Here is a 13,082-nt window from a genome sequence, read left to right as displayed (position 1 = left end):
CGACGCATGGCCGCGGGTCATCAGGTCACGAGCGCGATGCCGTGTTCGCGGATCGCCGTTTCGTAGCGGTGGCTCAGTTGCCCGTCGGAGATCACGTAGTTGAAATCGGTCAGCTCGGCGAAATAGGCCGCGCGCACTTCGTCGAACTTCGTGTGGTCGACGAGCAGGAAGCGGTTCTGTGCGCGCGCCATCACCTTCTTCTTCGCGTCGACCTCGTGGAAGTTGAAGCACGTGACGCCGCAGCGCTCGCTGACGCCGGCCGCCGAGATGAATGCCTTCGACACGCGCACCGAGTCGAGGATGCCCGTTTCGGCGACCGATTCGAACACCATGTTCTGACGGTGATACGCGCCGCCGCACAGGATCACGTTGCAATGCGGCTTCTGCTGCAGCTTCGCGAATACGTTCAGCGAGTTGCAGACCGCCGTGAACTCGAGGTCGTCCGGGATGAAATCGACGATGAACGGCGTGGTCGAGCCGCAATCGACGAAGATCGTGTCGCCGGTCGTCACGAACTGAGCGGCCAGCTTGCCGATGCGGCGCTTTTCCTCGGTCTGCCGGTTGTTCTCGGCACTGATCAGGTACTCGCCGATGTCGCTGCGCTGCGCGGCGAAATGGCGCGTTACATAGCCGCCGATCAGGCTGAGGCCGTGCGGGTTGTCCGCGAGATCGCGGCGGATCGTCATCTCGGAGACGCCGAACAGCTCGGCGACTTCCTTCAGATGAATCGCGTTCTGCCCTTGCAGCACGTTCATCAAGGTCTTGATCCGTTCGCCCTTCTTCGTTTCCATGCCAGTATCCTGCCTACCCGTCGCGTGTCGTGCCGGGCGCCCAGGCCCGGCCGGAATGTCGTATTTGTAACAAACTGATGTGAAAACATCAACTTTCCGTGTGCCCTTCCGGCACACGAACCGTGGAGTCCTGACACATGCCGCTTTCCAACGCCCAACTCGCCCACACCATCGATCACACGCTGCTCGCGCCCGACGCGCGCGACGCGCAGATCCGCGAACTCTGCCGCCAGGCGGCCGAGCATCGCTTTTACTCGGTCTGCGTGAATTCGGCGAACGTGCCGCTCGCCGCACGCGAGCTGGCCGATACCGGCGTACTCGTCTGCGCGGTGGTCGGCTTCCCGCTCGGTGCGGGGCTGTCGGCCGCGAAGGCATTCGAAGCCACCGCCGCGATCGACGCGGGCGCCGGCGAGATCGACATGGTGATCAACATCGGCGCGCTGAAGAGCGGCCGCGCCGACGACGTGAAGGCCGACATCGCGGCCGTCCACCGCGCATGCGGCGCGGTGCCGCTCAAGGTGATCCTGGAAACCGGGCTGCTGACGGACGACGAGAAGGTGCGCGTGTGCGAGATGTGCCGCGATCTCGGCGTCGCGTTCGTGAAGACGTCGACCGGGTTCGGCCACGGCGGCGCGACGCTCGCGGATGTCGCGCTGATGCGCCGCACGGTCGGCCCGGCACTCGGCGTGAAGGCCTCGGGGGGCGTGCGCGATCGCGCGGCCGCACTCGCGATGCTCGAGGCCGGCGCGACGCGGCTCGGCACGAGCTCGGGCGTCGCGATCGTCACCGATCAGGCAGGCGGCGGGGCGGGGTACTGACGACGCCAACGGCGCACGGCCGCATCGGGCCGACGGGCGTCGTCACGCGCGACGTTGCGCCCCGTTCAACCCGTCCGCCGAATCGGCCCGCCCTCTTCGGCGCCGCGTTCGTCCGCAAGCCGCCCCGCGTAATCGCGTGCGAACTGCACGGCGATGCGGCCCGAGCGCGCACCGCGTTCCAGCGCCCACTGCAGCGCGGGCTCGCGCGCCGCGCGGATTGCTTCGTCGTCGAAGCCGGCCGCGCCGAGGCGGCTCTCGACGACGGCCAGGTATTCGTCCTGCGTAAAGCCATAAAACGTGACTCAGATCCCGAAGCGCTCCGACAGCGAAATCCGCTCCTCGACCGCGTCGCCCGGATGCAGTTCGCCGTTCTCCGCGCGCGTCACGTTCGCGTTGTCGCTCGCCTGCTCGGGCATCAGGTGGCGGCGATTGGAGGTCGCATACACCAGCACGTTCGACAGGTCGCTCGCGACCGAGCCGTCGAGCACCGTCTTCAGCCCCTTGTAGCCGGTCTCGCCGGCCTCGAACGACAGGTCGTCGCAAAACACGATGTAGCGCTCGGGCCGCGCGCGTACGAGCTCGACGATCGCAGGCAGGTCGCTCAACCCTTCCTTGCTGACCTCGATCAGCCGCAACCCGTGCACCGCGAACGCGTGCAGGCACGCCTTCACGATCGACGACTTGCCGGTACCGCGCGCGCCGGTCAGCAGCACGTGATTGGCCGCGAACCCGCGCACGAATTGCCGCGTGTTCCGTTCGACGATCGCCGCCTGCCGGCCGATGTTGCGCAGCGCGTCGAACCCGACGAGCGCGGGCGTGGCGATCGGCTCGAGCGGCGCCGTTCGAGGGCCGCCGCCGAAGCCGCGCCAGCGAAACGCGACGGCCGCCTCGAAATCGACGTCGGCCGGCCGCCCGGTGTGCGCCATTGCTTCGAGCGCGGTCGCGATACGTTCGAGCTGGCGCGCAAGCGACGGGTCGGCAACCGGCGCAGGTCCGTCCGGCAGCGCGGCAATCAGGTCCCGCATGTCGAATCCGGCGCTCATTGGCGGACCTCTTGCGACGCCCTGGCATGGAACGGAAACCGCTGCGCGATCGCCACGCCGACGAGCGCGACTCCGCCGCCGACCAGGTGATACAGCCGCAGCGATTCGCCGAGCAACACGATCGCGCCGGCGGCCGTCATCACCGGCAGCAGGTTCATGAACATCGCGCAGCGGCTCGGGCCGAGCAGCCGCACGCCCTGCATCCACAGATACGGCAGCACCACCGACGCCAGCACGCCGGCGTACAGGATCAGCGGCACGCTCGCGCGCGTCGGCCAGGCGGCCTGCGCGGGCAACCGCAGCAGCATCGGCAGCATGAACACGAGCGCGGCCAGCGCCTGCACGTAGGTCGACTGCCATGCCGGCAGCGCGCCGATGCGCCAGCGCTTGAGCAACACGCCGTACAGCGCGTACGCGGCCGACGCGGCCAGCATCAGCAGGTCGCCCATGTGCACGCCGCGGGCGGCGATCGCCGTCGGGTGCCCTTCGGCGATCAGGTAGACGACACCCGCGAGCGACAGCCCCCCGCCGCCGATCATGCCCGCGCCCGGCGGATCGCCGAGCAGCAGCGAGCTGAGCACCATCGTCATCAGCGGCACGAGCGCGGTGATGATCGCCATGTTGGTCGCGCTGGTCGTCTTCGCGGCCTCGTAAGACAGGCTCTGGAACAGCGCCATCGCGAGAAAGCCGAGCGCCGCGAGCTTCGGCAGGTGCGCGACGAGTACCGCGCGATTGCGCCATGCGGGGGCGAGCGTGAAGACGCTCATCAGCACGACCGCCAACAGCAGCCGGTAGAACGTGATGGCCGACGGGTCGATCGTCGACGCCGACAGCTTCGACACCACGACGTTGCCGGCCCACAGCGCGATCCCGCAGAAGGGAAACAGAAAAGGTGACTTGTTCATCGCGTTCGACGGATTAATATCCTGACAGGGAATCTGGCGTGAATCGGAACGCCATCGTGCCCGTCCGCCCAACTGCCTGTCTCACGCCAAAATGTCAGGACTTATCGCCAATCGGACATTCGAGTCCACCCAGCCCTTCGCGCACCTGCGCTACGAATCGACGCCGATGCCGGTGTCCGCGATGGCGGCGGCCTATACGCACGGCACGTCGATCCCGGCGCACCGGCACCGCCGCGCGCAGCTTCTCTACGCGATCGAAGGGGTGATGCACGTGCAGTCTGAGGGTGCGTCGTGGGTCGTGCCGCCGACGCGCGGCGTGTGGCTCGAAGCCGGCCTCGACCATACGGTGCAGATGAGCGGCGACGTGCAGATGCGCACCGTGTTCGTCGAACCGGGTGCGGTCGAGCACCTGCCCGCGCGCAGTTGCGTCGTGGAAGTACATCCGCTGCTGCGCGAGCTGATCCTCGCCGCGGTCGAGGTACCGCTCGACTATGCGCCGGGTTCGCGTCACGATCACCTGATGCACCTGCTGCTGGCCGAGGTGACGGTCGCACCGCTGCTGCCGCTGTACCTGCCATGGCCGCACGACGCGCGCCTGCGGACGATCTGCGACACACTCGTCGCCGCGCCCGACGACCTGCGCACGATCGCCGAATGGGCCGACCTGCTCGGGCTGTCGGTGCGCACGCTGCATCGCGCGTTCCGGCGCGAGACGGGGCTCAGCTTCCGCCGCTGGCGCGAGCAGGCGCGGCTGCTGCTCGCGCTCAAGCGTCTGGCGCACGGCGAGAAGGTGGTCACCGTCGCGATGGATCACGGCTACAGCAGCCAGAGCGCGTTCTCCGCAATGTTCAAGCGGCACTTCGGCGTGTCGCCGTCGGCGTTCTATGCGTAGCGCGGGTCGCCCCGGCCCGACTCACTGGCCGCCGTCGAGATTCACGACTTCGACCCGCCGGTTCACGGCCGCACGCGGATGCGCCGGGTCTTTCGGGCGCGCACTGCCCACACCCTCGACTGCGAGCCGCGTGCCGTCGATCCCGAAGGTCGACACGAGGTAGTCCGCAACGGCCTGCGCGCGCCGCCTCGACAGAGAGAGATTCGTGCTCGGGTTGCCAGACGCGTCGGTGTGCCCGACGATCCGGAACCGGGCGTGCGCGAGCGCGTCGTCGCTCAGCGCATGACCGAGGTTGTCGAGCAACACCCGGCTGCCCGGCGTGAAACGGGCCGACGAGAAATCGAACTGGATCGCGAGGTTCACGGACGGCGGGCCCGGCGTATCATCCTGCGTGCGCACCGGTGCCCGTTCGACGACGATGCCGCGCAAGCTGCGGCTCGCGCCATGCGGCGCAAGCTGACGCACGATTTCGTCGGCAGACGGCCGCATGTCGGCTACATCGCCGGCATGGACAGGCAACGCGGCAAATCCGCCAGCGCACCACAGGCAGGCCGCGATGCGCGCGGCAAGCATCGTCTTCATGCGTTCACTCCTTCGCCACCGTCTTCAAAGGCAACACGGCAACCGCCACTACGTCGTGCGCGGAGGCCGCCGGATCGGGGTCGAGCAGCGGCATCCGGAATTTCGTCAGGAATTCGCGATCGACCTCCTTGTCGGGCAGTGTGCCCACGACGAGCCGCCGGCGCGACGCGATCACGACGACGATCTCGTCGCCAAAAGGTTTCGCGACGCGATACACGGGCTGACCGTTCCTGCCACCGCCGAACACGAGCCGGCTGCGCGGTGGAACAGGGCGCGGCGACGCGCCTTCCGGCCAGCTCAGATAGACGACTTCGCCGCTCGCCTGCAGGTACGCGACATACAAGTAGCTCGGATAGCCTGGACTCGTCACCTGCAGCGCGAGCGAATCGCCTTCCCGATAGCGCTCGGCCGGGTGTCCGACCGCTTTCACGTCGAGCCCGCCCGCATGGCGCAGCCCCTGGTCGAAACTCAGGTAGACCTCGCATTGCGGCCACGGATGCACGGTCACGCGATTGTCGACGCGCCCTGAATCCGGCATCGCAGCAACGGCCTTCAGCAATGCGTCGAGATCGCCCTGCGAGCCGACGAAGCCCGTTAGCGCCACGCTTCGGTCAGCCGCCACACCGGCGTCAACGCGCGCGCACTGCAGTTTGTCCACGCGGCGCCGGATCGCATCGCGCAGCGCATCAGGCGACACGTTCTGTCGAATCACCGGCGGCACCGGCGGCGGCTCCGGTTCGACATGCGCGGCGGTCAGCAACCGCCGAATCCCGTCCGGGTCGATTTCATCGATGACGAACGGGCCGTTCGACAAGTTCGTGAGCAGCGTCTGGTAGTCGATGCGCAGCAGCCCCTGTTCGCCCCAGTGCTCGCCCCATGAGTTGACGACAGTGAAGGTCTGGCTCGCGTCGTCATAGCCGGCGATGACCATCGCGTGCGCATTCTCCTTCGGCAGCACGTCGCGGAAAACCCCGCCGCGGTATCGCTGCAGCGCGCTCGTGATGTCGCCCGAATAGATCCCGATCACAACCGGCTTGCGCGCGAAGATCGCGCCGCGAATCTTCTCAAGGACGTCGCGGTCATCCTTGTCGATCAGGCTGTAGGTAAGCAGGCGATTGTTGCGCGCGTCGCGCATGCGCAGGTCGTCGGGCAGCGCCGAACACGTCTTCGGGTCGTACGGCAAGCCGTCGAACGTGACGAGGCCGTTGTCGTGAATCGCATCGAGGGCGGCCGTGACGGACGTGCCGCCCTCGCAGCGGCCGCGATGCAGCAGGTTGAACAGGTAGGCCGGGCTGAAGGCAACGCGACGCCGCTCACCGCCCGCCGCGCCCTGCCGTTCGAGCTGCAGGTTGAAGGCGGCACTAAGCGCGTTGTAGCCGGTCGCCCAGGCCGTACAGGAACCCTGCTCGCCCTGCGAGCGCACGAGCGGGAAATAGCGTGTGAAATCCGAGCGCGGCGGCAGGTACGCGCGATAAGCAGGCTGGCGCGGCACGGCCGCGAGCACGGCGGGCGGGTCGTCGACGAGCCCCGTGGCATGACCGGTCTGCGCGGACACGGGCCGCGCGGCGGCCGCAAGCAGAACGCACGCGATGGAGAAACGGAGGCGTCGGCACATGATCGTACTCCCCGGCAGCCGGATACGTGTGTCACGTTTTCGTGAACGACATCAGTTCGCGGCGCTCGCTTGCGGACATGACGCCGTGCCGGTCGTAGTTCACGGTATCGATCGCGACGAAGCGCGGCACCTTGCCCGGGGCGACCCAGTACGTCCGGGCGCGCCGCGACGGCACATACAGCCGCCAGCCGTTCGCCTCGACCCGAAACGCGTCGAAGCGACCGGCCGGCACGTCGATCGTCTCGCGCGCGACCACCCTGCATGTCAGTTCGACGACGTCCACCTTGCCATTCGGAAACGTGTAGTCGAAGCGCGTGATCCATTCCTTGCCGATCGAGTACTCGCTCGCGAACAGCTGGTTGTCGCCAAGCACGCCGCCGTCGGCCTCTCGGCGCGGATTGCCGAGCAGATCGGTCACGAATTTTCCGCCGTTGAATTCGATCCGGTCGCCGACGATACGCGTTACGCGATGCACGAACACCCGCTCGTCCTGATGAAGACGATCGACGAACCGGTAAACGTAACGGTCGCCAAGCGCGATCCTGCCGGCTTCCGCACTGCCCTGGCTGTACGGATTCGCGGATGAGGTCTGAACCCTGATCCGTTGCTCGCCGCTCTCTGCCAGCAGACGATCCAGTTCGACCTGGGCGATTTCGCTGAAATGTCCGTTCGGATGCGCTTTCAGGTACGCGAAGATCGCTTGCGCGGTGCCGGACTGCTGCGCCGCCTGCCAGTCATCGCGATCCTTGCCGAACGCCGCGTCGCGCTCCGCCTGCGTCGGCACATGTGCGTCGGCCGGCGGCACGAAAAAGAAGTTGTCTTCGAGCGACGTGCTCTCCCACGGAATCTGCCGCCCCTGCGAGCGCTGCCGCACGGACAGCCGCACGCGCTTGAACACGTCCTCGATCTGCACGCCCGGGCGCACGATTTCCTTGAGCAGGTTCTCGGTGTAGAGACCGTTTCGGCCATCGCCGTCCGACGCGACATTGCCGGGTGCGGTTGCATACGCGAGCAGCGTGCGTGTCGGCGCGTCCATCTGGCTCAATCCCGATCCCGTCTTGCCCGCCGCACCGAACGGATTATCGCGGCACGCATCGAGAATCACGACACTTGTCGGCGTGTCGGCCTTGCCGAGGCCGTCGAGCAGCGTCGCGACATCGACGGACTGCCGCATCACGTCGTCCGCGCGCGCGAGCCGGACATCGATGGGCAGCAAGTAGTTACGCCAGTCGATCTGTATCCCGTGCCCGGCGAAATAAAAAAGCGCAACGGATTGCGTACGCGTGACCTTCGCGCAGAATTCGCCGATCGCGTCGACCATCGACTGGCGCCCTGCATCGAGGCGGCGATCGATCGAAAAACCGAGTCTGCCCAGCACGTCGGCGATCGCGGTTGCATCGTTGACGGGATTGTCGAGCGCCGCGCGCGGATACGCGGCATTGCCGATCACGAGTGCCGCACGCGGCGCATCGCGAAGCGCCGCCTGCACTGCCGGGCCATCGAGCCACGGCAGCGCGGCTAGCGCGGACAAACGGCCGAGCATCACACGACGCCGTGGATCGAATCGTAATTGCGAACCCGGCCGCATGTCTCCTCCCTTCGCCTAGCGAGCGGCCGAGGTCGGCGCGGCAATTCGCGCGAATGGTCTGACGATTCCGTTCACGGCACCTCCCCGGTACATCCCCGACACGCGGTCGGTCGCGTGCCCGATGTTTGTCCACATATCATCCGGGGAAAGCGTATTCCGTTCAAATCGGGTGTTTCGCCAATGCGGCCGGAGCACGATGCTTCAATATCCTGACGATTGACGGCGATACGGTCCCCGTTGCATCGGCCGTGGCGCCTCGCCCGCACTCTGTCGCTACCGCGCCGCAATCCCCGCGATGAAACACACGCACGCAACCGCCGACGCGACCGTGCGCACGTGATTCCACATCGTCCAGTCGCGCAGATAGCGCGTCCAGAGCGCCGCGCCTTGCGCGGTCGCCGGATCGGCCGCGGCGAGCGCGTCGTTGAGCGGCACGTTGACGGCCATCGTCACCGCGAACATGCCGAATACATAGAGCACGCCACCCGCGACCGCCGCCATCGCGCCCGGCTGGCCGCGATCGAACAACGCGATCACGACGAGTGCGAGCGCCATCAGCGTCGTGCCGAGGAACAGCGGCATGAACGGCGAGCGCACGATGTCGACGTTGATCGCGTTCATCGCGGCCGCGCCGGCCTGTGGCGCGAGCCGCCCGAGCGACGTCATCGCGAACGTCGAGAACGCGAAGTACACGCCGGCCATCAGCCCGCAGCCGATGGCCGAACCCCACAGCAACGCGGCAGTCACGAACGCGATCATGATCAGGCGCTCCACACGCCGGTTGCGGCCGTCGCCCGCGCGTAGTCGGCGAAATCGCGCGCCGGCCGCCCGAGCGTCTCCTCGATGCCATGGGCCACCGCGCTGTTGCGCCCGTCGAGCACCACGCGGAACAGATCGTCGAGCAACGCGACGACCGGCTCCGGCACCCCGACCTCGTGCAGTTCGGCGACGAACGCGCCGTGTGAAATCTCGCGATAGGTAACCGGCCGGCCGGCGGCGCGCGCGATTTCGCCGACGGCTTCGGCAAACGTCAGCGCGCGCGGGCCCGTGACTTCGATCACGCGGTCAGCGAACCGCACGTCGGTGAGCGCCGCCACGACCACGTCGGCGATGTCGTCCGCATCGACGAACGGCTCGCGCACGGCGCCGGCCGGCAGCGCGACTTCACCGGCCAGCACGCCGTCGAGCAGATAACCTTCCGAGAAGTTCTGGTTGAACCAGCTTGCCCGCGCGACACCCCAGCCGATGCCAGATGCCTGCAATGCAGCCTCGGCCGCTTGCGCGCCGGGCTCGCCGCGCCCGGACAGCAGCACGACGCGCGCGACGCCGCGTTCCCGCGCGAGCCGCGCAAAGGCCGCGATCGCTTCCACAGCGCCTTCAACGGACAGGTCGGGCTGGTAGGTCACATATGCAGCCGACACGCCCTCAAGCGCGGCCGGCCAGGTCGCCGGCGCCGTCCAGTCGAAGCGAACGGCCGACGTGCGCGATGCGGGCCGCGTCGCGATGCCGCGCGCGCGCAGCCGTGCATCGACGCGGGCGCCCGTCTTGCCCGAACCGCCGACGACGAGGATGGGAAGTGCCGACATGTGCGTCTCCTTTGACCAAAATGCGAGAATTTCTCGCGTTTTAAAAACACGATAGACTCTCGCATTAGCAACGTCAAGTTTTTCCGGAGGCGGCATGGGCCGACAAAAATCGGGGCAAACCACCGAGCCCGAAGCGGCGGCAGCGGACGCACCGGCGCGTGCACGGCTCGTCCCGACGCAGCAGCGCAGCCGCGAGCGGTTCGAGCGCATCCTGGCGTGCGCGTCGGAAGTGATGATCGAGAAGGGGTGCGACGCGTTCCGGATGAGCGACATCGTCGAACGCACGGGCATCTCATTCGGTTCGCTGTATCAGTACTTTCCGGACAAGGCGGCCGTGATCGGCACGCTCGCGGAGCGCTACAACGCGGCCGGGCATGAATGCGTGCGGCGCGACCTCGCGACGCTGAAGACGCTGGGCGACCTGCACGACACGCTCGCGCGCATCACGGACAGCTACTACCGGATGTTCGTCGACGAGCCGCTGATGCGCGACATCTGGCGCGCGACGCAGGCCGACCGCGCGCTGCAGGCGCTCGACCGGGCGGACGGCGAGTTCCTGGCCGGCCTGCTCGCGGACGCGTTGGGAGAAGTGGCGCGCGACACGACACACGCACAGCGGAGCGCGTTCGCCGAGCTGATGATGATCCAGATCGCGGCGGCCGTGCGTCATGCGATCACGCTGCCGCCGAAGGCCGCGCGGCAGATCCTCACGATGTTCAAGCACACGCTGCCGCGCGATCTGGCGGTGCTCGACGCGTAACCGCGCCGCTCAATGCACACGGCCGCCCGAAGGCGGCCGCGCGAAGTGGCATGACGTGCCGCTTACTTGCTGTAGTCGTACACCCCGCGCCCGGTCTTGCGCCCGAGCCGCCCTGCCGTCACCATCTCGCGCAACAGCGGGCATGCGCGATATTTAGGATCGCCGAAATCCTTCAGGAACACGTCCATCACCGCGAGGCACACGTCGAGGCCCACGAGGTCGGCCAGCGCGAGCGGCCCGATCGGGTGGTTCGCGCCCAGCTTCATCCCCGCGTCGATCTCCTCGGCCGACGCGATGCCTTCGGCCAGCACGAAGAACGCTTCGTTGATCATCGGCACGAGAATGCGGTTCACGACGAAGCCCGGCGAGTTGCGCACGCCGATCGGCGACTTGTCGAAACGCTCGGTCAGCTCACGTACGGCCGCCGCGGTCGCGTCGCTCGTCTGCAGCCCGCGGATGATCTCGACGAGCGGCATCAGCGGCACCGGGTTGAAGAAGTGCATGCCGAGAAAACGCGACGGATCGGCAAGGCGCGCCGCGAGCGCGGTGATCGAGATCGACGACGTGTTGGTCGCGATGATCGCATCGGGCCGCGCGACGGCCTCGATCTGCGCCAGGATGCGGCCCTTCAGCTCGACGTTCTCGGTCGCGGCTTCGATCACGATGTCGACCGATGCGAGCTTCGCGTAGTCGGTCGACGTCGTGATGCGCGCCAGCGCCGCGTCGCGTGCGGCCGCGTCGAGCTTGTCCTTCGACACGAGCCGTTCGAGGCTGCCCTTCAGCGTCGCGACGCCCTTGTCGAGCGCGGCGTCGCTGACGTCGATCATCACGACGTTGAGTCCCGCAACGGCCGCGGTCTGCGCAATGCCGTTACCCATGGTTCCGGCGCCCACGACGCCGACGATTTCGATGGCCATGTAGTTCCTGTGTGTTCGGGTGTTGAGGGTTCGATTATCAGATGTTCTCGAAGATCGCAGCAATACCCTGGCCGCCGCCGATACACATCGTCACGAGCGCGTAACGCCCGCCGATGCGCTTCAGTTCGTACAGCGCCTTCACCGTGATCAGCGCACCGGTCGCACCGATCGGGTGACCGAGCGAGATGCCCGAGCCGTTCGGGTTGACCTTCGCGGGATCGAGGCCGAGTTCCTGCGTGACCGCGCAGGCCTGCGCGGCAAACGCCTCGTTCGCCTCGATCACGTCGAGATCGGTGATCTTCAGGCCCGCGCGTTCGAGCGCCTTGCGCGTGGCCGGCACCGGGCCGATGCCCATGTAGGCCGGATCGACGCCCGCGTGCGCATACGCGACGAGGCGGGCCAGCGGCTTCACGCCCTGCGCGCGCGCGGCATCCGCGCTCATCATCAGCACGGCCGCGGCTGCATCGTTGATGCCCGATGCGTTGCCGGCCGTCACGGTGCCGTTCTCCTTCGCGAACACCGGCTTGAGCTTCGTGAAATCGTCCGCGCTGGCATCGTGGCGCACGTGCTCGTCGGTATCGAACGCCACCTCGCCCTTCTTCGTACGGATCGAAATCGGCAGGATCTGGTCCTTGAAGCGCCCTTCCGCGATCGCGCGCGCCGCGCGACGATGCGATTCGAGCGCCAGCGCATCCTGCGCGTCGCGCGAGATGTCGTATTGCTTCGCGACGTTCTCGGCCGTCACGCCCATGTGGATCGTCTGGAACGGGTCGTGCAGCGCGCCGAGCATCATGTCGATGAGCTTGCCGTCGCCCATGCGCTGGCCGAAACGCGCGGCCGGCACCGTGTACGGCGCGCGGCTCATGCTTTCCGAGCCGCCGCCGATCGCGACGTCGGCATCGCCGAGCATGATCGTCTGCGCGGCCGATATGATCGCCTGCAGCCCCGAGCCGCACAGGCGGTTCACGGTCAGTGCCGGCGCGTGCTGCGCGACCCCGCCGTTGATCGCCGCGACGCGCGCGAGATACATGTCCTTCGGCTCGGTGTTCACGACGTGGCCGAACACGACATGGCCGACCGCATCGCCCGACACGTTCGCGCGCGACAGCACTTCGGCCACCACCTTCGCGCCGAGATCGGTCGGCGAGAAATCCTTCAGGCTGCCGCCGAAATCACCGATCGCGGTACGAACACCGCTCACCACCACGACTTCCTTCGCTGCATTGCTCATCGTCTCACTCCGGTTCGTTCGCGCCCGCGGGCGCGGGGATGCGTTGCGTTACATGTTCGGGTAATTCGGCCCGCCGCCGCCTTCCGGCGTGACCCACACGATGTTCTGCGTCGGGTCCTTGATGTCGCAGGTCTTGCAGTGCACGCAGTTCTGCGCGTTGATCACGAGGCGATCGCTGCCGTCGTCGTTCTTCACGAACTCGTACACCGCCGCCGGGCAGAAACGCCCCTCCGGTCCCGCGTACGTGCGCAGGTTCACGTTCACCGGCACGCTCGCATCCTTCAGCGTCAGGTGCGCCGGCTGGTTCTCCTCGTGGTTCGTGTTCGAGATGAACACCGACGACAGCCGGTCGAA

Annotated in this window: 13 protein-coding genes and 1 pseudogene; 3 read left to right on the top strand and 11 right to left on the bottom strand. The window is 67.4% G+C overall.

The genetic code is table 11. The annotated features are described in order from the left end of the window. Positions 1–20 precede the first annotated feature (20 nt). Entirely contained in the window at positions 21–791 is a 771-nt protein-coding gene (deoR, locus tag AC0KUR_RS32325; protein WP_034191096.1) for a DNA-binding transcriptional repressor DeoR, read from the bottom strand. 137 nt (positions 792–928) lie between these two features. On the opposite strand from deoR, the gene deoC reads away from it, so the two are divergent. Continuing rightward, a complete protein-coding gene (gene deoC / locus AC0KUR_RS32320; RefSeq protein ID WP_124671302.1) occupies positions 929–1,609 on the top strand; it encodes a deoxyribose-phosphate aldolase in 681 nt (226 codons plus the stop codon). Between the two features lie 65 nt (positions 1,610–1,674). Here the strand turns inward: deoC and AC0KUR_RS32315 are convergent. Both AC0KUR_RS32315 and AC0KUR_RS32310 read right to left on the bottom strand, forming a co-directional pair. Next, positions 1,675–2,652: pseudogene (locus tag AC0KUR_RS32315) on the bottom strand (ATP-binding protein). Beyond that, positions 2,649–3,557, bottom strand: a complete 909-nt coding sequence (locus AC0KUR_RS32310) for a DMT family transporter (protein WP_473376906.1) — start codon at positions 3,555–3,557, stop codon at positions 2,649–2,651. The pseudogene AC0KUR_RS32315 and the gene AC0KUR_RS32310 overlap by 4 nt, the downstream one beginning before the upstream one ends. A 91-nt stretch (positions 3,558–3,648) precedes the next feature. Between AC0KUR_RS32310 and AC0KUR_RS32305 the strand changes: the two genes are divergently transcribed. Further along, complete coding sequence (locus AC0KUR_RS32305) at positions 3,649–4,449, top strand: AraC family transcriptional regulator (RefSeq protein ID WP_059557410.1); 801 nt, start codon at positions 3,649–3,651, stop codon at positions 4,447–4,449. Positions 4,450–4,470: 21 nt separating this feature from the next. Here AC0KUR_RS32305 and AC0KUR_RS32300 read toward each other — a convergent pair whose 3' ends face one another. The 5 genes from AC0KUR_RS32300 to AC0KUR_RS32280 form a co-directional block, all read right to left on the bottom strand. Next, positions 4,471–5,031: an OmpA family protein gene (locus AC0KUR_RS32300; RefSeq protein WP_051701087.1), complete on the bottom strand. Its 561-nt coding sequence runs from the start codon at positions 5,029–5,031 to the stop codon at positions 4,471–4,473. Positions 5,032–5,035: 4 nt separating this feature from the next. After that, positions 5,036–6,646: a C1 family peptidase gene (locus AC0KUR_RS32295; protein WP_473376905.1), complete on the bottom strand. Its 1,611-nt coding sequence runs from the start codon at positions 6,644–6,646 to the stop codon at positions 5,036–5,038. A gap of 31 nt (positions 6,647–6,677) precedes the next feature. Beyond that, positions 6,678–8,189 carry a caspase family protein gene (locus tag AC0KUR_RS32290; protein ID WP_473376904.1) on the bottom strand — a complete coding sequence of 504 codons (1,512 nt, stop codon included), beginning with the start codon at positions 8,187–8,189 and terminating at the stop codon, positions 6,678–6,680. Positions 8,190–8,507: 318 nt separating this feature from the next. Beyond that, the gene (locus AC0KUR_RS32285; RefSeq protein WP_473376903.1) at positions 8,508–8,993 is read right to left on the bottom strand and encodes an anthrone oxygenase family protein; all 486 of its coding nucleotides are present in this window, start codon (positions 8,991–8,993) and stop codon (positions 8,508–8,510) included. Positions 8,994–8,995: 2 nt separating this feature from the next. After that, entirely contained in the window at positions 8,996–9,820 is an 825-nt protein-coding gene (locus AC0KUR_RS32280) for a Rossmann-fold NAD(P)-binding domain-containing protein (protein ID WP_473376902.1), read from the bottom strand. Positions 9,821–9,914: 94 nt separating this feature from the next. Here AC0KUR_RS32280 and AC0KUR_RS32275 point away from each other — a divergent pair, with 94 nt between their 5' ends. Beyond that, positions 9,915–10,580, top strand: a complete 666-nt coding sequence (locus AC0KUR_RS32275) for a TetR/AcrR family transcriptional regulator (protein WP_059557415.1) — start codon at positions 9,915–9,917, stop codon at positions 10,578–10,580. 62 nt (positions 10,581–10,642) lie between these two features. Here the strand turns inward: AC0KUR_RS32275 and AC0KUR_RS32270 are convergent, their stop codons facing one another. The 3 genes from AC0KUR_RS32270 to AC0KUR_RS32260 form a co-directional block, all read right to left on the bottom strand. Further along, positions 10,643–11,497 carry a 3-hydroxybutyryl-CoA dehydrogenase gene (locus AC0KUR_RS32270; RefSeq protein WP_034191089.1) on the bottom strand — a complete coding sequence of 285 codons (855 nt, stop codon included), beginning with the start codon at positions 11,495–11,497 and terminating at the stop codon, positions 10,643–10,645. A 37-nt stretch (positions 11,498–11,534) separates the two neighbouring features. Continuing rightward, entirely contained in the window at positions 11,535–12,728 is a 1,194-nt protein-coding gene (gene bktB / locus AC0KUR_RS32265; RefSeq protein ID WP_473376901.1) for a beta-ketothiolase BktB, read from the bottom strand. Between the two features lie 48 nt (positions 12,729–12,776). Then, positions 12,777–13,082, bottom strand: a 306-nt coding sequence (locus tag AC0KUR_RS32260; protein WP_226119166.1) for a 4Fe-4S dicluster domain-containing protein, incomplete at its 5' end; no start/stop codon positions are given.

This window comes from Burkholderia sp. YHN3-13 (assembly GCF_055810675.1).
Note: the sequence above shows the minus strand (reverse complement) of the source record. Positions and strands in the feature narration are given on the sequence as shown.

Excerpts from the sequence above, each read along its gene's own strand:
- deoR (WP_034191096.1), bottom strand. The coding sequence starts at position 791 with ATGGAAACGAAGAAGGGCGAACGGATCAAGACCTTGATGAACGTGCTG.
- deoC (WP_124671302.1), top strand. The coding sequence starts at position 929 with ATGCCGCTTTCCAACGCCCAACTCGCCCACACCATCGATCACACGCTG.
- AC0KUR_RS32310 (WP_473376906.1), bottom strand. The coding sequence starts at position 3,557 with ATGAACAAGTCACCTTTTCTGTTTCCCTTCTGCGGGATCGCGCTGTGG.
- AC0KUR_RS32305 (WP_059557410.1), top strand. The coding sequence starts at position 3,649 with ATGTCAGGACTTATCGCCAATCGGACATTCGAGTCCACCCAGCCCTTC.
- AC0KUR_RS32300 (WP_051701087.1), bottom strand. The coding sequence starts at position 5,031 with ATGAAGACGATGCTTGCCGCGCGCATCGCGGCCTGCCTGTGGTGCGCT.
- AC0KUR_RS32295 (WP_473376905.1), bottom strand. The coding sequence starts at position 6,646 with ATGTGCCGACGCCTCCGTTTCTCCATCGCGTGCGTTCTGCTTGCGGCC.
- AC0KUR_RS32290 (WP_473376904.1), bottom strand. The coding sequence starts at position 8,189 with ATGCTCGGCCGTTTGTCCGCGCTAGCCGCGCTGCCGTGGCTCGATGGC.
- AC0KUR_RS32285 (WP_473376903.1), bottom strand. The coding sequence starts at position 8,993 with ATGATCGCGTTCGTGACTGCCGCGTTGCTGTGGGGTTCGGCCATCGGC.
- AC0KUR_RS32280 (WP_473376902.1), bottom strand. The coding sequence starts at position 9,820 with ATGTCGGCACTTCCCATCCTCGTCGTCGGCGGTTCGGGCAAGACGGGC.
- AC0KUR_RS32275 (WP_059557415.1), top strand. The coding sequence starts at position 9,915 with ATGGGCCGACAAAAATCGGGGCAAACCACCGAGCCCGAAGCGGCGGCA.
- AC0KUR_RS32270 (WP_034191089.1), bottom strand. The coding sequence starts at position 11,497 with ATGGCCATCGAAATCGTCGGCGTCGTGGGCGCCGGAACCATGGGTAAC.
- bktB (WP_473376901.1), bottom strand. The coding sequence starts at position 12,728 with ATGAGCAATGCAGCGAAGGAAGTCGTGGTGGTGAGCGGTGTTCGTACC.